This is a genomic window from Neobacillus sp. NPDC093182 (assembly GCF_044754045.1).
In genome coordinates, this window is sequence record NZ_JBIVOI010000008.1 from 134,258 (window position 1) to 157,032 (window position 22,775).

Annotated in this window: 28 protein-coding genes; 7 read left to right on the forward strand and 21 right to left on the reverse strand. The window is 38.0% G+C overall.

Features of this window, described 5'->3' with window-relative positions; translation table 11 throughout:
• Window positions 1-65: 65 nt before the first annotated feature.
• The 5 genes from ACIQAA_RS15880 to rocF all read right to left on the reverse strand — a co-directional run bounded on the left by ACIQAA_RS15880 (window position 66) and on the right by rocF (window position 5,051).
• Window positions 66-1,127, reverse strand: coding sequence for an alpha/beta fold hydrolase (locus ACIQAA_RS15880; RefSeq protein ID WP_402621339.1), 1,062 nt, complete (start codon window positions 1,125-1,127; stop codon window positions 66-68).
• Window positions 1,128-1,146: 19 nt separating this feature from the next.
• The gene (locus ACIQAA_RS15885; protein WP_402621340.1) at window positions 1,147-1,629 is read right to left on the reverse strand and encodes a polyhydroxyalkanoate biosynthesis repressor PhaR; all 483 of its coding nucleotides are present in this window, start codon (window positions 1,627-1,629) and stop codon (window positions 1,147-1,149) included.
• Window positions 1,630-1,805: 176 nt separating this feature from the next.
• Complete coding sequence (locus ACIQAA_RS15890) at window positions 1,806-2,714, reverse strand: alpha/beta hydrolase (RefSeq protein WP_402621342.1); 909 nt, start codon at window positions 2,712-2,714, stop codon at window positions 1,806-1,808.
• 275 nt (window positions 2,715-2,989) lie between these two features.
• Window positions 2,990-3,871: a LysR family transcriptional regulator gene (locus tag ACIQAA_RS15895; RefSeq protein WP_402621343.1), complete on the reverse strand. Its 882-nt coding sequence runs from the start codon at window positions 3,869-3,871 to the stop codon at window positions 2,990-2,992.
• Between the two features lie 238 nt (window positions 3,872-4,109).
• The gene (gene rocF, locus ACIQAA_RS15900; protein WP_402621344.1) at window positions 4,110-5,051 is read right to left on the reverse strand and encodes an arginase; all 942 of its coding nucleotides are present in this window, start codon (window positions 5,049-5,051) and stop codon (window positions 4,110-4,112) included.
• 345 nt (window positions 5,052-5,396) lie between these two features.
• Here rocF and ACIQAA_RS15905 point away from each other — a divergent pair, with 345 nt between their 5' ends.
• Both ACIQAA_RS15905 and ACIQAA_RS15910 read left to right on the forward strand, forming a co-directional pair.
• Window positions 5,397-6,716: an aspartate aminotransferase family protein gene (locus ACIQAA_RS15905; protein WP_402621345.1), complete on the forward strand. Its 1,320-nt coding sequence runs from the start codon at window positions 5,397-5,399 to the stop codon at window positions 6,714-6,716.
• Window positions 6,713-8,125: a sodium:solute symporter family protein gene (locus ACIQAA_RS15910; RefSeq protein WP_402621347.1), complete on the forward strand. Its 1,413-nt coding sequence runs from the start codon at window positions 6,713-6,715 to the stop codon at window positions 8,123-8,125. The genes ACIQAA_RS15905 and ACIQAA_RS15910 overlap by 4 nt, the downstream gene beginning before the upstream one ends.
• 61 nt (window positions 8,126-8,186) lie before the next feature.
• Here ACIQAA_RS15910 and ACIQAA_RS15915 read toward each other — a convergent pair whose 3' ends face one another.
• The 4 genes from ACIQAA_RS15915 to ACIQAA_RS15930 form a co-directional block, all read right to left on the reverse strand.
• Window positions 8,187-8,498: a hypothetical protein gene (locus ACIQAA_RS15915; protein WP_402621348.1), complete on the reverse strand. Its 312-nt coding sequence runs from the start codon at window positions 8,496-8,498 to the stop codon at window positions 8,187-8,189.
• An 18-nt stretch (window positions 8,499-8,516) separates the two neighbouring features.
• Complete coding sequence (locus ACIQAA_RS15920; protein WP_402621350.1) at window positions 8,517-8,741, reverse strand: YdbC family protein; 225 nt, start codon at window positions 8,739-8,741, stop codon at window positions 8,517-8,519.
• A 155-nt stretch (window positions 8,742-8,896) separates the two neighbouring features.
• Entirely contained in the window at window positions 8,897-9,193 is a 297-nt protein-coding gene (locus ACIQAA_RS15925; protein ID WP_402621352.1) for a Dabb family protein, read from the reverse strand.
• Window positions 9,193-10,461, reverse strand: coding sequence for a flavin-dependent oxidoreductase (locus ACIQAA_RS15930; protein ID WP_402621354.1), 1,269 nt, complete (start codon window positions 10,459-10,461; stop codon window positions 9,193-9,195). Before ACIQAA_RS15930 ends, ACIQAA_RS15925 begins: the two co-directional genes overlap by 1 nt.
• A 275-nt stretch (window positions 10,462-10,736) precedes the next feature.
• On the opposite strand from ACIQAA_RS15930, the gene ACIQAA_RS15935 reads away from it, so the two are divergent.
• The gene (locus ACIQAA_RS15935) at window positions 10,737-11,060 is read left to right on the forward strand and encodes a BC1872 family protein (protein ID WP_402621356.1); all 324 of its coding nucleotides are present in this window, start codon (window positions 10,737-10,739) and stop codon (window positions 11,058-11,060) included.
• A 102-nt stretch (window positions 11,061-11,162) separates the two neighbouring features.
• On the forward strand, window positions 11,163-11,342 hold the full coding sequence (locus ACIQAA_RS15940) for a hypothetical protein (RefSeq protein WP_402621357.1): 180 nt from the start codon (window positions 11,163-11,165) through the stop codon (window positions 11,340-11,342).
• Between the two features lie 49 nt (window positions 11,343-11,391).
• Here ACIQAA_RS15940 and ACIQAA_RS15945 read toward each other — a convergent pair whose 3' ends face one another.
• Genes ACIQAA_RS15945 through ACIQAA_RS15955 form a run of 3 tightly spaced genes read right to left on the reverse strand, consistent with a single transcriptional unit; the run spans window position 11,392 to window position 13,983 of the window.
• The gene (locus ACIQAA_RS15945; protein ID WP_402621358.1) at window positions 11,392-12,030 is read right to left on the reverse strand and encodes an NAD(P)-dependent oxidoreductase; all 639 of its coding nucleotides are present in this window, start codon (window positions 12,028-12,030) and stop codon (window positions 11,392-11,394) included.
• Between the two features lie 22 nt (window positions 12,031-12,052).
• A complete protein-coding gene (locus ACIQAA_RS15950) occupies window positions 12,053-13,114 on the reverse strand; it encodes an LLM class flavin-dependent oxidoreductase (protein ID WP_402621359.1) in 1,062 nt (353 codons plus the stop codon).
• Between the two features lie 17 nt (window positions 13,115-13,131).
• A complete protein-coding gene (locus tag ACIQAA_RS15955; protein ID WP_402621361.1) occupies window positions 13,132-13,983 on the reverse strand; it encodes a VOC family protein in 852 nt (283 codons plus the stop codon).
• Between the two features lie 179 nt (window positions 13,984-14,162).
• Between ACIQAA_RS15955 and ACIQAA_RS15960 the strand changes: the two genes are divergently transcribed.
• Complete coding sequence (locus tag ACIQAA_RS15960) at window positions 14,163-14,489, forward strand: winged helix-turn-helix transcriptional regulator (protein WP_402621363.1); 327 nt, start codon at window positions 14,163-14,165, stop codon at window positions 14,487-14,489.
• A 185-nt stretch (window positions 14,490-14,674) separates the two neighbouring features.
• Here the strand turns inward: ACIQAA_RS15960 and ACIQAA_RS15965 are convergent, their stop codons facing one another.
• The 4 genes from ACIQAA_RS15965 to rarD form a co-directional block, all read right to left on the reverse strand.
• Window positions 14,675-15,535, reverse strand: coding sequence for an HAD family hydrolase (locus ACIQAA_RS15965; RefSeq protein WP_402621365.1), 861 nt, complete (start codon window positions 15,533-15,535; stop codon window positions 14,675-14,677).
• 140 nt (window positions 15,536-15,675) lie between these two features.
• Window positions 15,676-16,005, reverse strand: a complete 330-nt coding sequence (locus ACIQAA_RS15970) for an alpha/beta fold hydrolase (RefSeq protein ID WP_402621367.1) — start codon at window positions 16,003-16,005, stop codon at window positions 15,676-15,678.
• On the reverse strand, window positions 15,969-16,322 hold the full coding sequence (locus tag ACIQAA_RS15975; RefSeq protein ID WP_402621369.1) for a hypothetical protein: 354 nt from the start codon (window positions 16,320-16,322) through the stop codon (window positions 15,969-15,971). Before ACIQAA_RS15975 ends, ACIQAA_RS15970 begins: the two co-directional genes overlap by 37 nt.
• Before the next feature lie 79 nt (window positions 16,323-16,401).
• Window positions 16,402-17,331: an EamA family transporter RarD gene (rarD, locus tag ACIQAA_RS15980; protein ID WP_402621371.1), complete on the reverse strand. Its 930-nt coding sequence runs from the start codon at window positions 17,329-17,331 to the stop codon at window positions 16,402-16,404.
• 228 nt (window positions 17,332-17,559) lie between these two features.
• Between rarD and ACIQAA_RS15985 the strand changes: the two genes are divergently transcribed.
• Window positions 17,560-18,963, forward strand: coding sequence for a vWA domain-containing protein (locus ACIQAA_RS15985; RefSeq protein WP_402621373.1), 1,404 nt, complete (start codon window positions 17,560-17,562; stop codon window positions 18,961-18,963).
• A gap of 123 nt (window positions 18,964-19,086) precedes the next feature.
• Here the strand turns inward: ACIQAA_RS15985 and ACIQAA_RS15990 are convergent, their stop codons facing one another.
• Window positions 19,087-20,049 (reverse strand): helix-turn-helix transcriptional regulator, encoded by a 963-nt coding sequence (locus ACIQAA_RS15990; RefSeq protein WP_402621374.1) that lies wholly within the window; start codon window positions 20,047-20,049, stop codon window positions 19,087-19,089.
• Window positions 20,050-20,156: 107 nt separating this feature from the next.
• Between ACIQAA_RS15990 and ACIQAA_RS15995 the strand changes: the two genes are divergently transcribed.
• A complete protein-coding gene (locus ACIQAA_RS15995; RefSeq protein WP_402621376.1) occupies window positions 20,157-20,636 on the forward strand; it encodes a GyrI-like domain-containing protein in 480 nt (159 codons plus the stop codon).
• Window positions 20,637-20,712: 76 nt separating this feature from the next.
• On the opposite strand, the gene ACIQAA_RS16000 is transcribed toward ACIQAA_RS15995, so the two are convergent.
• The 4 genes from ACIQAA_RS16000 to ACIQAA_RS16015 all read right to left on the reverse strand — a co-directional run bounded on the left by ACIQAA_RS16000 (window position 20,713) and on the right by ACIQAA_RS16015 (window position 22,700).
• Window positions 20,713-21,096, reverse strand: a complete 384-nt coding sequence (locus ACIQAA_RS16000; RefSeq protein WP_402621377.1) for an EAL domain-containing protein — start codon at window positions 21,094-21,096, stop codon at window positions 20,713-20,715.
• 66 nt (window positions 21,097-21,162) lie between these two features.
• Complete coding sequence (locus ACIQAA_RS16005; RefSeq protein ID WP_402621379.1) at window positions 21,163-21,648, reverse strand: hypothetical protein; 486 nt, start codon at window positions 21,646-21,648, stop codon at window positions 21,163-21,165.
• Between the two features lie 86 nt (window positions 21,649-21,734).
• On the reverse strand, window positions 21,735-22,229 hold the full coding sequence (locus ACIQAA_RS16010) for a hypothetical protein (protein WP_402621381.1): 495 nt from the start codon (window positions 22,227-22,229) through the stop codon (window positions 21,735-21,737).
• Complete coding sequence (locus tag ACIQAA_RS16015) at window positions 22,230-22,700, reverse strand: hypothetical protein (protein ID WP_402621382.1); 471 nt, start codon at window positions 22,698-22,700, stop codon at window positions 22,230-22,232. It lies immediately after the preceding gene.
• Window positions 22,701-22,775 lie beyond the last annotated feature (75 nt).

Genomic DNA, 22,775 nt, shown 5'->3' on the forward strand with positions numbered 1-22,775 from the left:
CTCATTGTAAAAAAATCAAAACCTTAGTCCGCATACAAAGGGCTAAGGCTTTTCCAATGTTCTTTTTATATTAATCTAGTAGAACGGACCGACAGCCAAGGGTCAATCGCAAAGGCAAACTGGCCGGTTAAACATAGAGAGACATGCCCTGCTTCCACATGCTGATAGGTTTTATCTTCACTTGAAATAAGGTCCATGACAGGAAGGCTTTGTGATTCCAGCACTAATTCATCCCGGGTGGATGTGATCACCAATGTACTGCATTTAATATTGGCTAAATCCACCCTCTGACCGCCAATCTTCATTTCACCTTTGACAAGCTTGTTCTCTTTGTATAATTCATTCATCATCTGCTTAAATGCGGCACCTGAAAATGTAACAGCATCCTTCATCCATTTGTCCATATTCCGCCACTTATCAACATACTTTTGATCGTGAGCACGAGTGACCAGATTTATGGTTGGTGCGATGTTAAATCCTTGAAGCGCCATAAAGATGGCATATAAAAACTCTGATGGAATGACTTCGTAAGCATCTGCAAACCGGTCAAAATTCAGTGTGCCGTCTTGAAGTGCTTTCACCCATTTATTAGGAACAATTGCGTTGCTGTAGTCAATTGGAACTGCTGCCAGAACGAGATTTTTGATTGGCAAATCTGTTAGTGATGTCAGCATTGCCGAAAGCATGCCGCCAATACAATAACCCACCAAAGAGATATCTTCTGCACCTGAATGCCTTAAGGCTCGTTTTACTGCAGCTTCCAAATAGTCAATAAGGTAGTTATCTAAAGTGAGGTCCTTGTCCTCCAAGCCGGGAGAACCCCAATCTAGCAAATAGACATCGTAACCCTGTTTTGTAAGATTGCCAACCACACTTCCTTCTTCAGAGATATCAAGTATAAACGCTTTATTTAAGAGAGAATATACCAAAAATAGGGGAGTGGTATACTTTTTCTCTGGTGCAGCATGATACCACAAAACAGCTTTTCCTTTTTTCCAAACCGCTTTTCTAGGTGTTGATTCAATTTCAGGCTTCGGTTCGCTCAAAACTTTATAAATATTGTTCCACCGCTTCTTCTCACTTTCAAGATTGAGAACCGGGATATTTACGAGTGATTTAACCGCCATCGTTTATTCTCCTTCACCCTTATTTGGCTGCTAGAACAGGTTCTTTTTTATCTTTCTGCAAAAGCTTCTTCATCTCTTGAAATTCATTTTTCATTTCAGATAATGCAGCTAGCTCCTGTGACGCTTTTTGCCATTCCAAATGGATATGTTTGGTGAATTCTAGTATTTCTCCAAGCACCTTATTTTGCTCTTGTGTTGCTAAAGTAAAATGATCTTGTAAATTCCAGATTTGCTCTTCAAGAATATCTATCTTTTCTTCCGCTTGCATGGTTTGTTTGACCGCATTGGCTACATCATTTTTTGTTGGCAGATTCATATAATTAGCCATCAGTTCTCGATTTCTTTTTAGCATCTCTATGTATCTAGAATTCGCCTCAATGCCTAGCTTCGTCACTTGTATTAATGGGTTGTTATTTACGGATTGAAATAATAAGCCATTTAATCCTTTTTCCCACATTTCACTTATTTGCCTTATAGAATCAAAAGGATTATTTTCTGACATCGCCGCTCACCTCTGTTTAATATTTTTGTGCTCTCCAGCCCTCTTTTTCCGTAGTATAATTCTTACTCCTTTCCAATGAATGAATACTCATTCATTACTAATTACTTGTATTTTACATAGAAAAATAGTTACTTACAATAGGAGAAATTGAAGATTCTGAAAACAAATATAGATTTTCATCGACTTACGCTAAATGTCTTCTTTATAAAATTACCGATTTCTTTCACAGCCTTTTTCGCTTCAGGTAATCCTGAGCCGATTTGCCATACATGCCACATACCTTTCCAGACTTTGAAATGAACCTTCACCCCTGCCTGACGCGCTTTATCCGCCAGCATTTCAGCGTCACTTAACAATATTTCAATACTCCCCGCCTGAATAAACATTGGTGGAAATCCACTAAGGTCCGCAAAAACGGGAGAAATTAGGTGATTGTCTAGAGGCTCACCACCCGCATATTGCTGAGCCGTTTTTCGAACAAGATCTTTCCTTAAATACGGGTCTTTTTCACTGTTTTCCCTGTAGCTATACCCAGAGCTTGTTAAGTCAACCCACGGGGACAAACATACTAGTGCTGCTGGGAGCGGTTCATATTGATCTCTAAGTACATGAGTGGCGGCCACCGATAAGCCTCCTCCTGCTGAATCACCTGCAAATATAATATTCGAAGAGTCATATCCCTGCTTAAGAAGCCATCGATAGACAGTGAGAGTATCTTCGATGGCAGCAGGAAATGGGTGTTCAGGTGCAAGCCGGTATTCCGGCAGGAGGATTTTTACACCAGATTCTTTCATGATTCTCGCAGCCAGCATTCGATGGGTATCCGCTGAGCAATAGAGATACCCTCCTCCGTGTAAATATAAAATCACCCTTCCTTCTGAAGTCTGATTGTTAGAAATCCACTCAGCATAAATCCCTTCAATCTCAATCTGTTGAACCTTACAGTCCTTTGGAAGTTTGGAGATTTTCCGAGCAAACGAATCAATGACCTGCCTGCTCTCAGCTACTTCCTTTTCTTCCAATTTCAGTTTTTTTGCGCCAGCTTTAATCCCTTTTTTAAAAAAATAACTACTAATACTTGGCAAAACAATCCTCCCCTTCTGTGTAATCCCAAGCACGAATGACAATTGAGATGTAATTGTTCTTACTCCTAATTTTACCAAAAAATTTCTTTCGGGCCACTATTCACTATTGACATTTTTTCGTCCAGATTTCTTTCATTGTCCACCAATTGAACGATTGTTAATACGTAAAAATGTTCAGTTGGCGGACAGATTACAGGGGAAGGTCCTTTCAAATACAATAAAAAAGGAACTGGGTTAAAACAGTCCCTTCATCGTTTGGTTTCCAAACGTTTTCATTATTTATTGTTAACAGACCAGGCAATTTGTAAGAAATCATTAAAGGTTTGGATATTCGGTTCTTCTGAACGAATTTTTAAATTAATGGCCGAGGTTATAATTGAATTAGTGACATGTTCGAGGATCGTGATGGAGCCATCCTTTAATTCATTCTTTATAACATTTTCACCTAGTATGGCATATCCTGTTCCATTTAGGACCGCTCTTTTAATCATCTCATCACTTCCACCAACCATTATAGTGGTATGCGGCTGAAGTGAGCTTTTTTTGAAAAATTGGTCAATAATATTGCTGAAACTGCAATTATTATCATAAGAAATAAAGGCATATTCACTTACAATTTCATGAATACCTTTGCCCCTGCTGATGTCGGATGAAGCCACCAAAAAAGTCTGTTCTTCCTCTAAATAGGTTTTTCTTATATCAGTTTCATTACATGGACTCGCAATGATTGCAATTTCTGCGACACGATCCCTTACGCTTTGGATTGCATGGACACTGTTTAGTGGAAGAAGACTTATCCGTACGTTGGGGTACATGTCCATATACGTCCTTATTAGCGATGAAAGATGCCGTGTACAATAATATTCAGAGGCTGCAATTGTAAGGACACCTGACGGTTCGCGTAATTCTTCCATATCTTTTTCTATTTTTTCAACAAGGTCAAATAAGTGATCCACATGAGCTTTTAGTTTTTTACCAGCCGTTGTTAGTAGCGTCTTTTTACCAACTCTGGTTAAAAGAGAATGATTGAGTTCTTTTTCTAATGATTGTATTTGTAACGTAATGGTAGGCTGCGTATATTTTAAACGTTTGGCGGCCTTCGTAATATTTAATTCTTCTGCCACCACTTGAAATGTCTTTAAATTTCTAAGTTCCATCCAATCCCCGCTTTACTATAAAAATAGATATTTTCCCTATAACCGGTTAGGTTCTATTCCCTATTATTATACCAATAAAAATTTACTTACTTCCATTTGCTCATGGGATATGGAAAAAACTTTATAACGGTTTTGGATGGATGGAAGTTTACCTTCTACTGTTTATTTTTATGAAATCATCCATAAAAGATATTAATGATTATTACGTTATTAAACTATATATCTATTACTCTTACCTTTACTTTGTATGATAGGCATATTCTCTCTTCTTTGTTAGCGGTCGTTCTAACAATTTTTCGCCAAATAACGAGCCCATAAGAGCTACGGCAACGAGTGCCGTTCTATTTCGTTCATCGAGAATGGGGTTTACTTCTACAAATTCAGCTGAAGTAATGATTTGGGCATCTGCTAACATTTCCATGGCAAGATGGCTTTCACGGTAACTTATACCGCCTAATACAGGAGTTCCAACCCCTGGACATTCTTTTGGATCGAGTCCATCCAGATCTAATGATAAGTGTACACCATCGGTTCCTTTTAAATACTCGATTGTTTCTTCCATCACCTTTGTCATACCTAATCGATCAATTTCGTGCATGGTGTATACCTTTATCCCAATCTCTTTAATCAAATCTTTCTCTCCTTCATCAAGATCTCGGGCACCAATAATGACGACATTTTCAGGTTTAATTTTTGGAGCGTACCCGCCGATATTCGTTAGTAAAGGATGACCAAACCCTAAACTTGCTGCCAGCGGCATCCCATGAATATTACCAGAAGGAGACGTTTCCTCTGTGTTCAAATCCCCGTGTGCATCATACCAAATCACGCCAAGATTCGAATAATGACGGGATACACCAGCCAGTGTTCCAATTGCAATACTATGATCTCCTCCAAAAATCAACGGAAAATCATTTCTTCCAATGATTTTATCTACTTTTTCCGCTAAATCCAGATTAGCTTTCACCACAGCCTCTAAGTTTTTCAAGTTGGTATGTATGGCAGTACCCCTACCTGCAGGCTCAATTTCAATGTTGCCAAGGTCCGTTACAGTGTGACCTATTTTTTCTAACCGATCCACAACACCGGCGTAACGAATCGCACTTGGTCCCATGTCCACTCCGCGTCTTGACTGACCTAAATCCATCGGTACTCCTAAAATTGAAATATTCTTCTCCATCATTATGACCCCCTTGATAAGTATAAGAATATTCTAATCTTTTAAAATTAATTGAATCAACTAGACTAACAGACTTTATATATATTCAAAAATAACTTTTTATCAAGAGCTCATGTCATTGGATAGAACTTAGGTAGAAAGGAACTTTTACACTAGTAAAGTATGTCAGATTCGATTAAAATGGGGGTTGGCTTTTTGTATTTTTATAAATTGATCATGGATAGTAGCCTCTCAACCATTCCTTTTTTAACATTTTTTTACTATTAATTTTTTTAATAGTCGGCGTTTGACTGTTTGATAAAATTGTTAGAAAATTTCCTCAATATCTAGAATGGGGTTGAGGTTATGATTGATTGGAAAACCATTAATGAAGAAGGCTTGTTAGCTCCCACTATGGCGAAGGATTTTCCAAACCTGCCGGTAGTAAAATCAGAGGGATTGTTTTATGTAGGGGTTGATGGCAGAAAATATCTAGATTTCACCTCTGGTATTGCAACTGAAAATACAGGACACAGACATCCAAGAGTGATTGCAGCTATTAAAGAACAAGTTGACCATTTAGTTCATGGTCCGATTGGGATCATCAATTACGACTCTATTATTACATTAGCGAAAAAATTGAAAGCGGTTTTACCTGAGCCTTTAGACTGCTTTTTCTTTGGAAATAGCGGTGCCGAGGCGATTGAAGGTGCAGTTAAATTAGCAAGACATGTGACGAAAAGACCCTATGTTGTATCGTTCCTAGGAGGATTCCATGGAAGAACGATGGGAGCCCTAAGTCTTACTACCTCTAAAAGTAAATACAGAAGGAATTTACCTGTTGGGGCCAATATGACGTATCAATTACCGTATGCTCAGATTTCTGAAACACCACAAGGATTTAATCATAACGATTATTGGTCTGGACACGTTGAAAAAGACTTTGAACGACTATTCAATCACCAAGTAGCCCCAGATGAAGTAGCAGCTGTTATTTTGGAACCAGTGTTAGGAGAAGGCGGTTATGTCATCCCGCCAAAAGCCTGGTTGCAAAAAATACGGGAAATCTGTGACCGCCACGGAATTTTGTTAATCTTTGATGAAGTTCAAACCGGTTTTGGACGTACAGGGGACTGGTTTGCTGCCAATCGATTTGGTGTGACACCCGATATCATGGCGATTGCCAAAGGGATTGCTAGCGGATTACCTCTTAGTGCCACCGTTGCCTCACGAGAATTAATGGAACAATGGGCCATTGGCAGCCATAGTACAACATTTGGCGGAAATCCTGTCGCATGTGCTGCAGCGTGTGCAACGATTGATGTGCTAAGAGACGAAGGATTAATTGAAAATGCTAGAATGTTAGGTGACTATGCATTAAATAAATTAATAGCTCTTCAAGAAAAACACCCTGCGATAGGGAACGTACGTGGGATTGGATTGATGTTGGGAATTGAAATTGTCCATCCTGCAACGGGGGAACCAAATGGTAAAGGATTAATGAACATTCTTGAGAAGTGTCTAGACAAAGGAGTCATTTTCTATTTAAGTGGTAATAAAGGTGAAGTCATCCGAATGATGCCTCCGCTTACTATTGATAAAGAACATTTGGATCTAGGTATTTCCTTGCTGGAAGAAGCGGTCACTGAATACGAAATAGAATCTAGTTTGGGGGTTTATAGATGAACATACTTGATACGCTTGTACTTCTACTGTATTTTGGTGTATTGATGGTTGTGGGGATTATTGGAATCAAAAAGGCAAAGTCAGAAAAAGATTTTTTACTGGCAGGAAGCCGTTTAGGCTACTTTAGCCATGTCGGTTGTTTAGCGGCGGTCATTATTGGCGGTGCCGCAACGATGGGTTCGACCACTTTAGGGTATGATGTGGGTATTTCCGGTTTTTGGTTTGTTTCGATGATGGGCTTTGGAATCGCTGCATTGGGTTTATTCGTTGTGAATAAGATTGGCGGTTATGAGGTTTTCACGATAAGTCAGATGCTCGGAAAACGTTTTGGTGAAGGGACTCAGCTCATTAGTGCGATTGTTACGAGCATCTACACTCTTATGATTGTTGTAACGCAAGTAATTGGTATGGGAAATGTCATTCACGTCTTACTCGGCTGGCCGGTTATCCCTTCTATGTTTATTGGTGGTGGAATCGTCCTTTTTTATACCATTTTAGGTGGAATGTGGAGTATTACTTTAACTGATATTATTCAATTTGCTGTGATGACTATAGGTGTATTCTTTATCATGTTCCCTTATAGTGTTGATAGTGTTGGTGGATTAACGGTCCTTTTTAATAGTATGCCAGAAAGTCATAATAGCCTGACTAACATTGGTTGGGATCGAATTTTTCAATACTTTTTATTATACTTTTTTGGATTAATGGTTTCACAAGATATTTGGCAGCGTGTCTTTACAGCGAAGAACCAAAAGGTAATGAAAAGCAGTGCTGTCTCTGCTGGTGTGTATAGTGTTTTTTATGCCTTAGCATTAAGTATTGTTGGTATGTGTGCACTCGTACTTCTCCCGAATTTAGGGGACTCTCAATCTGCTTTTACTAGTTTGGCATTAGAAATTTTACCTCCAGGCTTATTAGGACTTGTCCTTGCTAGTGTTTGTTCTGCACTCATGTCGAATGCTTCTGGAGCCATCTTTGCCTCTGCAACTTTAATCACGAATGATATTATTAAGGTTTACGCGAAAAAAGAGATGAGCGATAAAGAGGTTATCAAAACGTCTCGGATTGTCACACTCGGATTAGGTGTGTTATCGATCATTTTCTCGATCTGGATTCAAAACATCCTTGTTGCATTGGATATGGCTTATGCGATTTTATCTGGTGCGATATTCGTTCCGCTGATTATTGGTCTTTATTGGAAGCGTGTAACAAGCAAAGCGGCTTTTTATTCAATTATCGCTAGCTCACTCGTCATTTTTATTACTTTCATGATTTATGGCATTACGTCAACACTGCCAATCATCTACGGTTTAGTCACAGGTGTCATTGTTATCGTAAGTCTAACACTGATGAATCCTGCTGCTATTCAGATTCACGAGAGCAATCTTAAAACGACCAATCATAAATAAAAACGGAAAAGGGGCTTGTTTGATGCCCCTTTTCCGTTTTTATTTTCCTGTCTTCAAAGGTTTACCTCAGTTTATTATTTTTTACCCATTCAATGAGTTCTGATATTGCGTCTTCAAAATCAATCACAACTGTACCATCTTCAGGAATTTCTCCCATGCTGTTTGCGAATTCATCTAACAGAACAGAAAGCTCCTCCGTGTTTTCATTGGATGGTTGTTTCTTTTTTTTATGTTGTTTCGCTTTTTGCAGGAGGTCACTGAAATATTCATCGTCCCTGATTTCGTCAATACCACTCCAAACCTCTTGTAATGCACTCTCTAATTTTTGGACAGAAGAATGCAGTTTTTGTAATTTTTCTATGGTTGTGTCCATGACTTGCTCTCCTCCTTCCTATTCCAAACCCATTTCATTTAATAATTTCTTTAACTGGATTAACTCCTCTTTTGAGAGGGTAATCCCTTTGCCCATTTTCTCATGGTTTTGGTCCCAATCACGTAAATCATATTTCGGTTCACGGTCATTCCAACTGATGAGATTTAGTTCCTTGTTCCATCCCTTTGCACCTTCTGATATGATTCCAATCGTTTCTTTTATTTCATATTTCAAATTCGCCATGATTGCACCCCTCTTATTTTCTATAAATTAATCTTCCCTTTTAAAAAAACAAAATGTAAAAGGGCTTTCCAAAGGAAGCCCTTTTTGTTCCATTTACTAATGTTTACACAACCACTTAAACGCGATTAAGGAATAAAGTCTATAACCATAAAAAATTAATTGAGATAAAAGTCCACGATGATACTATCCTCCATGCCTATCTCCTTCAAAAAGGTGACAATCTCCTTATGTGCCGGATGGGGACCATAGTTGTCCAATGAAGCTTTGTCCTCAAATCTTACCGTTAATCCGATTTCATACCCTTGACTTTTGTTTGAAAAATTAAAGCCCTGTTGGATGTCCATAATACCTGGAATCACATTTTTTAACTGTAAGGTCCTGCGAATTAGTTCTTCCTTTTGTTCCTTGGTAGTTTTAGGTGAAAATTTTAGTAAGACAATATGTTCTACCATTATTGAACACCAACTTTTCGGTTGAGAATATCTTTGTCAAAACCAGCAATTTGCTTGTACTTATTCGCTATTTCTTCTAATTCACGCTGGGCAATAACATCGTGTAGATTTACGAAACCATTCGGAGCACGTTCTTCTACAATTTGCATAACCTCTTCTGGCCCATTTTTTCGATTTGCGAAAACAATCTTGGATGTAGGTTCTAATCTCGCGTCTTCATAAGCTTGCAATGCCATTTCGGCATCCGGCTGCCCCAGGATGGCTTGTCCCAAAGCATCTGCATCGAGAATTGCCTGCGAAGCACCATTTGATCCAATTGGATACATGGGGTGGGCTGCATCTCCAAGTAATGTTACCCGGTCAAACGACCATTGAGGCAGCGGATCACGGTCGACCATCGGGAATTCAAAAACAGTTTCGGTCTCCTCAATTAATTTAGGCACATTCAGCCAGCCAAATTCCCACGATGAAAAAGCAGGTGCAAATTTCTCTTTGTCGATTTTCTTATTCCAATCCGCAAATGATGGCATTTCATCAGAAACTGACAGCTCCGCAATCCAGTTGACGAGAGAACACCCTTTTGCAGCAGTATCAGGACACACCGGGTAAGCAACAAATTTTTGGTCTTGGTAACCTGCCATAATCATAGATCTGCCTTTTAAAAATGGAGCAGACTCGGTCAGACCACGCCATAAAATCCGGCCGCTGAACTTCGGTAATCCTTCATCTGGATAGTAGAATTTCCTTACCGTTGAATGGATGCCATCGGCGGCAATCAAAATATCTGCGCTATATGAACCTAACTTTTCCCCTGTTTTTCGATTTTCAAACTGTGCTGTTACTTTGCCTCCCATCATTTGAAAAGATTTTAAATGATGTCCAGTATATACAGCATTTTCTCCCACCTGTTTTTTAACAGCGTTTAGCAGCAGCATTTGCAGACGTCCTCGATGTATCGAGTATTGTGGCCACTGGTATCCCGCGTCTACTCCCCTCGGTTCCTGCCAGATATTCTTTCCGAATTTATTTACATAGATGAGTTCTGCTGTAGGTAAACCTGTTTTACTGAGTTCATCTGCCAAACCCAATTCCGTCAAAACTTTAACAGCATGAGGCAGAAGATTAATCCCTACTCCGAGGGCAGTAATATTCTCCACACTCTCAAAAACTCGCACTGACACGCCAACGCGGTGAAGCCGAAGAGCAGTCGTGAGCCCTCCAATGCCTCCTCCAACAATGATTGCACTTTTAACTTTAGACAAATCCATCCCTCCAAGAAGCAAAAGATTTTAATATGTATTTTGTTAATAGATTTTTGAACTATTCTTAATTTTACAATAGTAGACAAATATTTCAACATTAATGTTGTTATCTTTCAACTTTCGCTTAAACCAATAGATATCCACTCTTACTCTCGTAAAAAATAATTCTTAGAAAAATATCCGATTTTTTTAAAAAATGATGGTCATTTTTATTCGTTGTGTTATATAATAACTAATAATAATAAAACTGTTATATAACATTTAGAAAAGAGGTAATGCAGATGAACAAAACAGATTCAATTGCACGGAGAATTCTAGGTTGGAAGTTAAATCGGTGGGATCGTTGGTTTGATTATGAAAAGGGTGTTTTCATTCATGATTCGGAATTTCAACCTGAGCATAACCTTGAACATGCGATGTTGATCGTTAAAAGGCTGGAGGAATTCGGGTTTACTTTTTCTACAGCTGGAGAATCTGAAGTCAGTTTCAATAACATTCGTGCGAAAGGTGAAACATTAGCACAAGCCATTACCAATGCAGCCTATTCCATCATTGAACAACACTCCGTCGCCAACACCACTAGACTCTGGAGCACCCTGTGCTAACACGTTTGTAAAATTCCTCCATTATAAAATAACAATCTACTAAAGCCTGAACCTATGATAAAATCTAGTAAGATATAATACACCTGAGAGGAATTAACAGCGATGATATACGTTTGGGCAATGATAATAAGTGCTGTAGTAACCATTCTTTTTGATATGATTTATTCCAAAATTCAACATGAGCGGGAAGTAGAGAAATCCTGGCAAGCATTGAATGACCAGCTTGAACGTGAAGGAAGATCTCGTTTAGACCAAATGGATCGTGAAGATGAAGGAAAATAAAATAGCCAAAGAGTCCCAAGACACTTTATAGTCTCAGGACTCTTTTAGATTATTCTTTCTCGCCGACAACTGTAAATCTTTCATTAAGATGATTTGGATTTTCAATTTCATCTACTACCGCAATGGCAAAATCCGCATAGCTGATATAACTTTCCCCTGTGGAATTTACAAGAAGGTGATCTTTCCCTGACTGATAGGATCCTGTTCTTTTTCCTTCCGCATCAAATACTGCCGAAGGACTTACAAATGTCCATGTTAAGTCAGTGGTATCCTGTAATTCTTGTAAGTTTCTTCCTTGACCGTTAGCCGTTGGTTTAACGAAATCCGGAAATTCAGGAGTATCAATCAATCTTACTGTTTTGTTCTCGTCGACAAAAAGACTTCCAGCTCCTCCGACAACCAATAATCTTGTTTTTGTTCCTTTTAACACTTCGATTAACGCATGACCCGCATCCACATGAGCTTGTTCCTCTCCAAGCGGAGCTCCAAAGGCATTTACAACAACATCAAACGCTGTTAAATCATCAGTTGTTAATTCGAATACATCTTTCTCAATGACTGCTGCATTTTTTTCTTGAATTTTAGAAGCATTTCTTACAATCGCTGTTACGTTATGCCCTCTGCTTACTACTTCTTTCAATATCAGACTTCCTGCTTTTCCACTTGCTCCAACAATTGCTATTTTCATTGTGATTTCCTCCAATAATTATTTATATACTCGTTGCCTTTTTAATCACTGGGGCAACCTCAGTAGCTAATAATTCAATGTTTTTCGCTACTTTATTAAAAGGTAACCCGCCTATATCGACTTGAGCTAGAAAACGTTTATGACCAAAAAGCTCATGCTGATGAAGAACCTTCTCCACAATTTGCTGCGGACTTCCTACGAACAAAGCAGTATTAGGACTTGCCATATGCTCGAAATCGTCCCTTGACATCCTTGATCCCATCCCTCTTTGGCGATTCACATAGGACCAATAATTTGAATAATAAGGGAAGAACTCGTCTTTCGCTTGCTGAGTCGTTTCAGCAATGAAAGCATGGCCTGTTACACCCACTTTTAAAACATCAGGTGAATGCCCTGCTTCCATTCCCGCTTTACGGTAGAGATCCACAAGCGGTTTGAAACGCAATGGATCTCCTCCTAATATGGCCAGCGCCATACCAACCCCAAATTCCCCAGCACGGACAGCACTATCAGGCGTCCCGCCAACACCAATCCAAATGGGTATTTGCTCTTGTATAGGTCGTGGTGAAATTTCTGCATTCCTTAAGGGTGAACGAAAATCACCCGACCAAGTGACTCTTTCATTTCTATTTAGCTGCAAGAGCAATTCCATATGTTCTGTAAAAAGCTCATCATAGTCGTTGGTACTGTATCCAAAAAGCGGGAATGATTCGATAAATGCTCCTCGGCCAGCCAAGATTTCAGCACGACCATCTGAAAGCAAATCCAATGTGGCAAAATCCTCGAACAAGCGAACTGGGTCAAGTGTACTTAACACACTTGTAGTACTAGTTAGTTTCATTCGATTTGTTGCTTGTGCAATAGCAGCTAAAATAACTGCAGGAGAAGAAGAAGCATAATCCAAACGATGATGTTCCCCTACCCCAAAAACATCTAGACCCGCTTCATCCGCAAGCTTTGCTGCTTGAATCATTTCATTCATTCTTTGCTTGGGTGTTATCGTTTTGTTCGTCAAGGGATCCGGACCGATATCAGCAAGTGTATAGATTCCTATTTCAATGCCGTTATGATTACTAGTAGACATTCGGAGTCCTCCTTATCTTAAACTGCTAACTCGACTTGGTTTCCTGAAGGGTCATGAGTTATAAAAGAATGGTTTACTTCTATCACAGCTGCACCAATCTCTTTCAAATTAGATACGCATTTGTTACGTGCTTCTTCATTAGGCAAAATGAGTGTAAAAGATTCTAAACCTACACTATTTAAGGAAGGAGTTGGTGCCCCTATCCCATTCCATGTATTGACCCCAATATGATGGTGGTACTTTCCAGCGGAAAGGAATAGCGCCTGCCCGCCATATCGATTGACCACATCAAATCCAAGTCCTTTTACATAAAATTCTTCTGTCTTCTTTAATTCAGAAACATGTAAATGAATATGCCCCATTACCGTTTCTACTGGCATTCCCAGCCACTTTTCACATGGTTTAACAGTAGTTATAAGATTTTCAAAATTTAGTGGGTCTACCGTCATCGCCACTTCTTGGCCTTTCCAGCTCCATTCAGAAGGATTCCGATCGATATAAATCTCAATACCGTTTCCATCTAGATCATTTAAATACAATGCCTCACTTACAAGGTGATCTGAAGAGCCAAATTTTATCCCCTTGTTCACCAAGTGAATCACAATTTTAGCTAAGTCCGATCTTTCTGGCAGCAGGATAGCGAAATGATATAATCCTGTTGTTTTTCCCTGTTTCGGAATGACATTGTCAGGTTTTTCAAGTGATAAAATGCTTGTTTTTCCATTACTTGTTAGTTTTACTGTAGAATTTGTTTGCTCTAAAATATCGAAACCTAGAACATCTTGATAAAAATTTAATGAACGCTGTAAATTTTCTACCTTAATTTTGACATGCCCCACAAATGTAGTTGGTTTAGTATGAAATCCCATAAAAACCCTCCTAGAGTCATTTTTCTTGTGATAATTTGTCAGCTGCAAACAAATAGAAGTTAGTTACTTTATGTAAGTAAGTATATTAATGTTATTACATATTGTCAAGTAACTAGATTTACTTTTGTAAATGAATGACATTTTGTGGTATACTACAAATAAGAGAGGTGTAATGTAGTATGAAACAACCTACTATATGTCCAAAATTTGAAAAAGCCATCTCCCTACTTAGTCAAAGATGGAGTGCATTAGTTATTTATCAGCTATTATCTGGTTCGCAGCGGTTTTCTGAGATCCAGTCTGCTATTGGCATAAGTGGAAAAGTATTATCTGATCGTTTAAAGGATTTAGAACACCAAGGAGTAGTAAAACGTGAGGTTATACCCGAAACACCAGTGATAATTGAGTATTCATTAACGGAAAAAGGTCGTTCACTAGAACCAGTCTTGCGAGAAATAGAGAGCTGGTCTCAGCTTTGGGTGAAACCTGAAACTGAGCTACCTTAAATACCGGCATAACTCTTTATAAAAGATAAAGAAAGAACGAAATTTTCGTTTAACAAATAAGAGCAGGATACCTCACTAAAAGGTTCCTGCTCTTTTCTATTACCAATGATCACTAATTGGTAGAGAACGCTTAATTTCACTGGATTCCCTCCAGCATTTGAGATGGTTGTCACCATTGATTTGTTTTATTTTTCAGACAAAAACCGTGATTTTAGGAAAAAGGAAACCCCATCTTCATCACAAGTGAACTCTGTAACATCATCGGCAATTTCTTTAATGCGATCAGGAGCATTTTTCATGGCTACCGAAAAATGAACGAGTCGTAGCATTGGCAGGTCATTGTCACTATCGCCTATTGCCATTGTTTCTGTCACTGGCAAATCAAAGTGTTTTAACATTTGTTGAATCCCTGTTGCCTTATTCACGTTTGCTACCATAACCTCGACGTTATGATTAGACGAAATCGAAGTGGTAAAGTCTATTTCTTTCTTTAATTGTTCTAGTTCTTCTTTCCAGCGATTGATATGTTCCTTCGATTTAGCAAAGAAATAGAATTTAGAAAATTCATTTCCACCAATTTCATCTACCCACTTAATTTTCTCTTTAATTGCCTCTTTACGGGAAAGCCACTCGTTGATGCCGACACTTTCCGGCTTTGGTTCTGTTATTTCATTTTCAACATATCCTTGATCCTGTTTTAATGTGATACGGTCCGATCCATATGGAAATAGTTCATAATAGACTTTGTTTTCCCTTGCTCTTTTAATTACTTCCCCCACCAGGTTAAGCGGGAGGGAATGCTTAAAGATCATCTCACTGCCAACATATCCAGCCATTCCATTAGAAGTTACGACTCCATCTACTTGAAAACCTGCTGGTACAATTCCCTCTATTTCATCGAATGCTCTGCCCGTAGCAATAAAAACATAAATTCCCTGATTACGTAATTGATCGATGACAACCTTTGTATGTATACTTACCTGATTTTGATGATTTAAAATCGTTCCATCCATGTCTAAAAAAATCGCCTTTGGTTTAAATTCCATCCGTGTTCCCCCTATGATTGAAAAAGGTTCATTTAGTAAGTATACACTTAGGCCATAATCGAAACAATTTAGAAAATCATTACGGCCAGAGGCAAAAAAAATGAGTAAGGATTGAAGTCCCTACTCTTGTATCAGACATTTTATTTAACCAACATCTCTGCCTTTTCGGTTTTGATTTGTCTATTTTTCCAGTTACGTAACCATGTAGTAATTATATCTTTTAATTCAGAATCAATAGGATGTCTAAGTGATTTTTTATTATTATTCACGATTTTGCTGAAGCTGTGTTCAACATCTGTTTTTCGAAGCATATGAGTCATATCTTGAATGATATGCGTTTCACATTCACTTTGAACAAGTGCCTTGATTTTTTCTAAATCACTAACCTTTACGTTTACATCCTTTGTACCCGTAATCGCCAGAACAGGACAAGTTACTTTTTGTAACGGTTTTGATACGTCAAATTGCAAATGCTCTCGATTCCATTTCGCGTTAACTTTTTCCCTTTGTGCTTGATAACCCGCTCATCCGAGCCTAGCACGGCGTTTGTTAAGTCGTCATTCATTTTTGTGATTTTTTCATCTACTTTTAATAGTCGAATTAACCATCCTTGAAACCCTTTTACCGATCTAACGTCCTTTATCATTTCTTCACGCTGCCAAGTCATGGTTTCTGCCAAAGGTTCAGCTGTGCCTGCAAGAAGAATCATCCCGTCTACAGGGACTTTTTCATTCACGAATGGGGTGATAATACTTCCTTCACTGTGACCTAGTAAGAAATTATTCAAAGCATGCAGCCAGTATGTACAAAAAAAGACTATTGAATTGTAATACAATTCAATAGTCTTTTAGAGTTGGATACTATTTCTAAACGCTCTTTGCATTTGTTGCTATTGCTGAAACTTTTCGTTTCTTTATCATCTGACGAATATTGGAGATGCTGAAGATTGCTAATGCGATCCAGATACATGAAAACGTAACAGCATGGTCCCTCGTGAACGACTCTCCGTATATAAGGACTCCAAGCAGTAAACTAATAGTTGGAGCAATATATTGTAAGAAGCCCACTAGGTAGAGTGGAATCTTTTGTGCTCCAATCCCAAACCATAATAGCGGCAGTGCTGTAGCGATTCCTGATCCAAGTAAAAATAAATCATTCTTTATAGACCCCGTTGCGAAGCTATGCTGACCATTTACACCCAAATAAGCTAAAAACAATAAAGCGAACGGGACAATAAACAACGTTTCCAGCAGCAAGCCTAAAATCGAGTCTACTTTTATTAGTTTTTTTGATAGTCCATAAAAACCAAAGGACAAGGCTAATATCAGCGCAATCCATGGGAAAGTTCCAAGCGATAGCGTCATATAGACGACACCGATACCAGCCACCACAAATGAGACTGCCTGCCATACATTCATCTTTTCACCTAATACAAAAACCCCTAACAAAACGGCGACAAGCGGATTGATAAAATAGCCTAAGCTTGCCTCCACGATGTGGTTTGTATTGACAGCAAATATATAAACAAACCAATTAATACTAATTAATAGCGAAGCGAGGAAAAGTCCAAGCCATGTTTTTTTCTGTTTCATTTGAACTTGAAAAAAGTTTTTTAATAGTTTTCGCTTCAGGATGCCGACTATTAGTAAAACGAAAATAAACGACCAAATGACTCGGTGTGCTAAAATTTCAAGCGCGGAAACTTGGTCAATAAATTTCCAATAGATTGGTAAAACACCCCAAAATATATACGCACCGGCAGTATAGTAAATGCCTTTTGTATTTTCACGTTCCATATCTTTTTTTCACCTAGTTTCTGTTTTATCGTAGATGGTAAACTCTTAAAAAACACATGTAATTATATCACACTATTCTTTTTATGCCAGGATTATAACACTTCTCAATTACTGTAAATTTACTATTACCAATGACTCATTAACAGGAAGTATCTTCATGTTAAACTTTATAAAAATGTTTATTGCTAACAAATACATAATTTTTGTACGAGCAAGAGGAGGATATGTGTGAAACGACATAGCTTTTTGTTATTGCTGCTCATTTTGTTTGTCCTGTCAGCATGCAGTAATGAAAAAGAAAATGCGACAACCAAACCTGCTGTGAAGCAAGATGAAGAAAAGCAGGATAATAGGTTAAACGAAGTAGAGAAAATAAATTTAGAAGTATCCGAGGAAACACTGGCCATCCTACCACCTGGGACTATGATGGCAGGTCTAACATATGAAGAAGATGTTGAAGAAGTTGGCAACGATATTCCTGAACTGGATCCTGATATTAAAAGCAAATTACCATCACAGCTAGAACAATTGACAAAAGAATCGGATGATCTGGACACAATAAAAAAAGGATTGGTTGCCTTACTTGCCAGTCCTCACTATAAGGAGGTCATTGAAAGCAGCAACGCTTATCAACCACAGTTTGAAGAACCATACCTGCCGGATCCAACAAGGTCCGAGGGTGAAGAGGAAGTGGCCGCTACCAAAAAGGCGATTATTTTATTCGATGCCAGCTCCAGCATGCTGCTGCAGTCTGATGGCAGAGTAAAGATGGACATTGCCAAGGATGCTGTTAAAAGCTTTGCGCAAACCATCGGGCAATCAAGCGAGGTTTCTCTCGTCGTGTATGGCCATAAGGGCTCTGAAAGTGATGAGGATATGTTCGAATCGTGCTCCGCGATTGAGGAGCTTTATCCAATGGGTAAGTACTTAAAGCAAGATTTCCAGACGGCAGTTGACTCATTTGAAAGTAAAGGATGGACACCACTAGCGGGTGCCATTCAAAAAGCGACTGAAATGAGCAGTAATTATTTAGAAGGAACCACCATTTATATCGTCAGTGACGGAGCTGAAACCTGCAGTGGTGACCCTATTCAGGCAAGCAGAGACTTGGCTGCAAAAAACAGCAGCAATACCGTTAACATCATCGGCTTTGATGTCGATGGCAATACAGAAGATCAATTGAAAGCTGTTGCCGAAGCAGGAAACGGTAAGTACTTTAAGGCTGACAGTCCAGAAGAATTGAAAAACACGATTCAATATGAATGGCTTCCCTCTACACTCGATCTTGCCTGGGCCTTTACCATGGCACCCGATGGCTGGGAGATGGGTGATGAGTACAAAATGGGGGAACAGTATCCATTACAGCTATGGACCATTGGGAGACGCGAGTCACATCGGTTAAGCGATGCGATTACCATAATGGCCGATAATAATTGGGTTACCGATGAACAACAAACGGAACTAAGAGATTGGGCAATGGAACGAAGTGACGCCATAAAAGAAGTCTATATTTCAATGGCAAAGGAAAATCGAGAAAAAGCCGATGCCAAAAGCAAGGAAATTCGGCAGCGCGTCGATGAATGGGTTGAAAAGATGAAGGCCTTGAAACAAGAACGCGGAGATATATGGTAGGAAGTAATTAGATCGATAATTCAATATTTCTACTTTAACTTGCATATAAAATGCAAAACCCGCTGAATATTTGGAGCGGGTTTTCTTGTTTATAATACAGTTCCTTTAAACTATAGATACTGCTTACGGGCAGAATAAGTATAATCTGTTTTTTAAAGCTTCTAAAACTTCTTCTGGCATTTCCTTAACCCTGATATCATCGCCTAGGAAAAGCAGCCAATTTGTTATTTCCGTCAATTCCTCGGGATTATAAACATTGATAAAAGTCTTTAAAATGGCTGTGGCTTGGTAAGGATTCGTATAGGAAATGGATAATTTTAAAGGGTGGTATTTTTTAAACTGGGCAATCGCTTTAGGACCAAGTTCAAGGTAAAGGTTGATTACTTCCTCCTGCTTACTTAGTTTTTCTAAAATCTTTTTCTTACTCAATCTTTTATTCGTTGGGTAAGATTTAACATTGGTGAGATTGTCGACATGAAAAATCAACTTCTTTTCTTCTTTTAAGTCAAAGCCTTCAATCAGCCACAGGCTTTTTTCACGATAAAGGTGTAATAGATAAATGGGATAAGTCTTAACTACCTTCTCTTCTTTTATTGTAATCAATAAATATCGATCCAAAAGAAGGATTTGGATCAGTTTTTCTAACATGGGATGGGGGAGGTCTGACAAATCGAGCAGGTCAGGATTATTCGGGTTGGTCCCTTCAAATAGCAGAATTTGATTTAAAAGAACAAGATCATCTTGCTGGTTTTCTGAGATGAGGCCTAGTAACTTTTCAGCTAAAGACTGACGACTCTTTAGATAAGGGAGCTGCTGATTTCTTGTGGCCATAAAGGCAATAAAGAGAGCTTTGACCTCATTATCTGTAAAGCGAACATCGGGCAGGACAGAGTTGTGCATGACAAAATACCCCCCATCTCTTCCAACCTCAGCAACAAGCGGCATCCCCATTGACTCGATTTCTCTGATATCTCTAATAGCTGTCGAACGAGAGATATTAAATTCTTGCATGATTTCAGAAATTGTAAAGTGGGAGCGGTTGTTGATATACCTCATGATGATATTAATCCGTTCAACTTTTTTCATCAGGACTCCTAAACAGTATCATTTTTTGACATGATTTATGACTATGATATATTTATCAAGTGAAGATTACAAGTCATTTGATTAATAAAAAAAGAGAGGTTTTGAATATGGCAGATTATATCCTAGAAGAAAAAGACAGCTTTACCGTTTTAGGTTTTGGAACGGAGCTTAAGAGTCATTACACAGACTATGCTGGCATCATTAAGGAAAAGTCAGACTTTTGGCAGACAGTCAAACAAGATGGAACGCTTAACACTTTAAAATCCGCAGCCACAAATGACTATATTTTTGCCGTGAACGAAGCGGTGAATAACAAGATGATGCATTATGCCGGCGTCATGACAGAGAAATCATTACCAGAAGCATCCAGAGTGATCCAATTCCCTAAAGGCGAATACCTAGTGGTTAAAGGGGAAGCAAAAAGTGCTGATGAGCTGCATAATATGCTTACTGGTATTGCCTTTGGTCAAGTCTTGCCAGAAGCAAAGAATTTTGCCTATGTTGGCGGACCAAATACAACTGTGGAGATGGGGCAGCGTAATGGCTTAGTGTTTGGTGAAATGTGGATTCCTGTGGTTAGGAAATAAAGAGGAAACGGTCATTAATTATCTTGGTTAGAAAATGGAAAGGGCGAACAGTTTAAATACCGTCCGCCCTTTCTTATTAAAGATATGTTTTTGCAGGCTCTTTGTGCTGCTCTAAGAAGGTTCTTTCAAATTCTTCACCTGAAATCGGAGGACTGAACAGATATCCCTGTACAACCATACAGCCATTTGATTTTAGGAATTTTAACTCCTCTTCAGTCTCCACTCCTTCTGCAATAACTTCAAGATTTAAATTATTAGCCATCGAAATAATGGTTTTTACAATTGCCCGATTTTCAGAATTGCTTGTAATATCTTTTACAAAGGAACGGTCAATTTTCAGATTATTAATGGGTAACTTTTTCAGATAACTTAAGGAGGAATATCCTGTTCCAAAATCATCTATTGAAATCGAAATCCCCATTGCCTTTAACTCATTCAGCCAGTTCCTTTTAGAACGCAAGAAAAGGCTGCCGCAGTAGCAACCCATTCTTTAACTCTTTATAGAAACCTTAACAAGCTTATTTATTTATGACTCTTTTCGTAATAACCTTAATTGCCAAGGTAACCAAAAACCAAAAACGATAATAAACACAGGTATCGACCACCAGGTATGCCAGCCTTTTAACTGCATATATCCAACTTGAACAAGCAGCCATTCAGATAAAGTGGACAAGATGGTAAAGATGGTAACATATATCCACTTCTTTTCCTGATTAAAATAGTTAAGAAATATCACGGCAAAACATGAAGGAATGATACCGTAACATGTAAAATCACCAATTCCTTCTTGTTGTGGATTACGACCTAAATCAAATACATCCAAGTAATTTAACATAAGGAACACATCAATTGTTAATGCTATATATCCAGTTGTACCAAAGATAAAATAAATTTCTCTCCAATTTAATCGTTTTGGCATAATAAATATGTAGATCAAAAGGATGGTACCTAAGGTAATTGGAAACCATAAACCTTTCGATGACAAATCTAAGTTTTGTATAAACTTTTCCATGGTGTATCCCCTTTAAGATTGACGATTGAAACCTATATATTCGAATTGCCCCCTTACTTTAAGACAATTCTTCACAAAATATATCCTTAGACCAATTTTTTATTATTACTAGTAATGAAAACGTAAAAGATCCCCGTCAAAGTTTGAATTAGTAAGAATATAGGGAAAGAATAAGATAATTGATAGTTATTTTGATAAGTAAGGATATGCAGAAGAGTAGCTATCCATTGAACGGTAATACCAATAATAGACCAAGCAGTAATATAAAAGATAAATGTTATTTTATTAATCCGTAACACATGATAAAAATACATAAAAAAATAACCAAACGGTGCGAATAATGAATAATAGAAGAGATCAAATAATTCATATTGATTACTATCATTTTGCTTATAAAAATCTACCAGACCTCCACCAAGCGTAAAATCAAACAACATACCTGTTGATAATCCAGCAAGTACACTTATAAAAGTTACATCCCTACTTAGTTTTTTCGGTAAGAACATCATGAACGCGTACCCGATAACATTCATTATAATTAGCGATATCTCATTTAGGCTAAAGTTGTCGATCCAAATCATTTAATTTTTAGCTCCTTTTAAAACAAATGAGTTGTAACAATATAAAATAAAATATCCTAACAAGTGTAATAAAACATAGTATAGATAATCATAAATCAAATTCCATTGATGGAAATGGACAACATCAAAACTTAGTAAAACAATTTTAATTAAAACTAAAACAAAGGAAGAAATAAGGATTGCTGTTGTTTTCTTTAACACTGTCGAGTTTCTTGGAATACTATTTATTCCAATTGCTATGAACAATGGAGTAATAAAAGTACGATGAATAATATATGCTATATAATTTAGTGGAACCTCGGAATATGTAATATATTTAAGTGCATTATTTGTGATCCAACTCCGGTTTATATCAATAATAAAGATGAAAAAAATGATGGCAGAAATCTCAATTTTTGAAAATGGCTTCTTCATAGCATAAAATATGGTAATACCTAACCACGCTAAATAGACAATTATTGATAATGCCATCGTACGTTCACCTCTACTTCTAATGTCACTTATATTTAAGCTTTGAATAAATAAGATATTTTATACATCGTAGGC

Bases quoted from the DNA above. Each gene is read 5' to 3' on its own strand.
- ACIQAA_RS15880 (WP_402621339.1), bottom strand. From the start codon at position 1,127: ATGGCGGTTAAATCACTCGTAAATATCCCGGTTCTCAATCTTGAAAGT.
- ACIQAA_RS15885 (WP_402621340.1), bottom strand. From the start codon at position 1,629: ATGTCAGAAAATAATCCTTTTGATTCTATAAGGCAAATAAGTGAAATG.
- ACIQAA_RS15895 (WP_402621343.1), bottom strand. From the start codon at position 3,871: ATGGAACTTAGAAATTTAAAGACATTTCAAGTGGTGGCAGAAGAATTA.
- rocF (WP_402621344.1), bottom strand. From the start codon at position 5,051: ATGGAGAAGAATATTTCAATTTTAGGAGTACCGATGGATTTAGGTCAG.
- ACIQAA_RS15905 (WP_402621345.1), top strand. From the start codon at position 5,397: ATGATTGATTGGAAAACCATTAATGAAGAAGGCTTGTTAGCTCCCACT.
- ACIQAA_RS15910 (WP_402621347.1), top strand. From the start codon at position 6,713: ATGAACATACTTGATACGCTTGTACTTCTACTGTATTTTGGTGTATTG.
- ACIQAA_RS15915 (WP_402621348.1), bottom strand. From the start codon at position 8,498: ATGGACACAACCATAGAAAAATTACAAAAACTGCATTCTTCTGTCCAA.
- ACIQAA_RS15920 (WP_402621350.1), bottom strand. From the start codon at position 8,741: ATGGCGAATTTGAAATATGAAATAAAAGAAACGATTGGAATCATATCA.
- ACIQAA_RS15925 (WP_402621352.1), bottom strand. From the start codon at position 9,193: ATGGTAGAACATATTGTCTTACTAAAATTTTCACCTAAAACTACCAAG.
- ACIQAA_RS15930 (WP_402621354.1), bottom strand. From the start codon at position 10,461: ATGGATTTGTCTAAAGTTAAAAGTGCAATCATTGTTGGAGGAGGCATT.
- ACIQAA_RS15935 (WP_402621356.1), top strand. From the start codon at position 10,737: ATGAACAAAACAGATTCAATTGCACGGAGAATTCTAGGTTGGAAGTTA.
- ACIQAA_RS15940 (WP_402621357.1), top strand. From the start codon at position 11,163: ATGATATACGTTTGGGCAATGATAATAAGTGCTGTAGTAACCATTCTT.
- ACIQAA_RS15945 (WP_402621358.1), bottom strand. From the start codon at position 12,030: ATGAAAATAGCAATTGTTGGAGCAAGTGGAAAAGCAGGAAGTCTGATA.
- ACIQAA_RS15950 (WP_402621359.1), bottom strand. From the start codon at position 13,114: ATGTCTACTAGTAATCATAACGGCATTGAAATAGGAATCTATACACTT.
- ACIQAA_RS15955 (WP_402621361.1), bottom strand. From the start codon at position 13,983: ATGGGATTTCATACTAAACCAACTACATTTGTGGGGCATGTCAAAATT.
- ACIQAA_RS15960 (WP_402621363.1), top strand. From the start codon at position 14,163: ATGAAACAACCTACTATATGTCCAAAATTTGAAAAAGCCATCTCCCTA.
- ACIQAA_RS15965 (WP_402621365.1), bottom strand. From the start codon at position 15,535: ATGGAATTTAAACCAAAGGCGATTTTTTTAGACATGGATGGAACGATT.
- rarD (WP_402621371.1), bottom strand. From the start codon at position 17,331: ATGGAACGTGAAAATACAAAAGGCATTTACTATACTGCCGGTGCGTAT.
- ACIQAA_RS15990 (WP_402621374.1), bottom strand. From the start codon at position 20,049: ATGAAAAAAGTTGAACGGATTAATATCATCATGAGGTATATCAACAAC.
- ACIQAA_RS15995 (WP_402621376.1), top strand. From the start codon at position 20,157: ATGGCAGATTATATCCTAGAAGAAAAAGACAGCTTTACCGTTTTAGGT.
- ACIQAA_RS16005 (WP_402621379.1), bottom strand. From the start codon at position 21,648: ATGGAAAAGTTTATACAAAACTTAGATTTGTCATCGAAAGGTTTATGG.
- ACIQAA_RS16010 (WP_402621381.1), bottom strand. From the start codon at position 22,229: ATGATTTGGATCGACAACTTTAGCCTAAATGAGATATCGCTAATTATA.
- ACIQAA_RS16015 (WP_402621382.1), bottom strand. From the start codon at position 22,700: ATGGCATTATCAATAATTGTCTATTTAGCGTGGTTAGGTATTACCATA.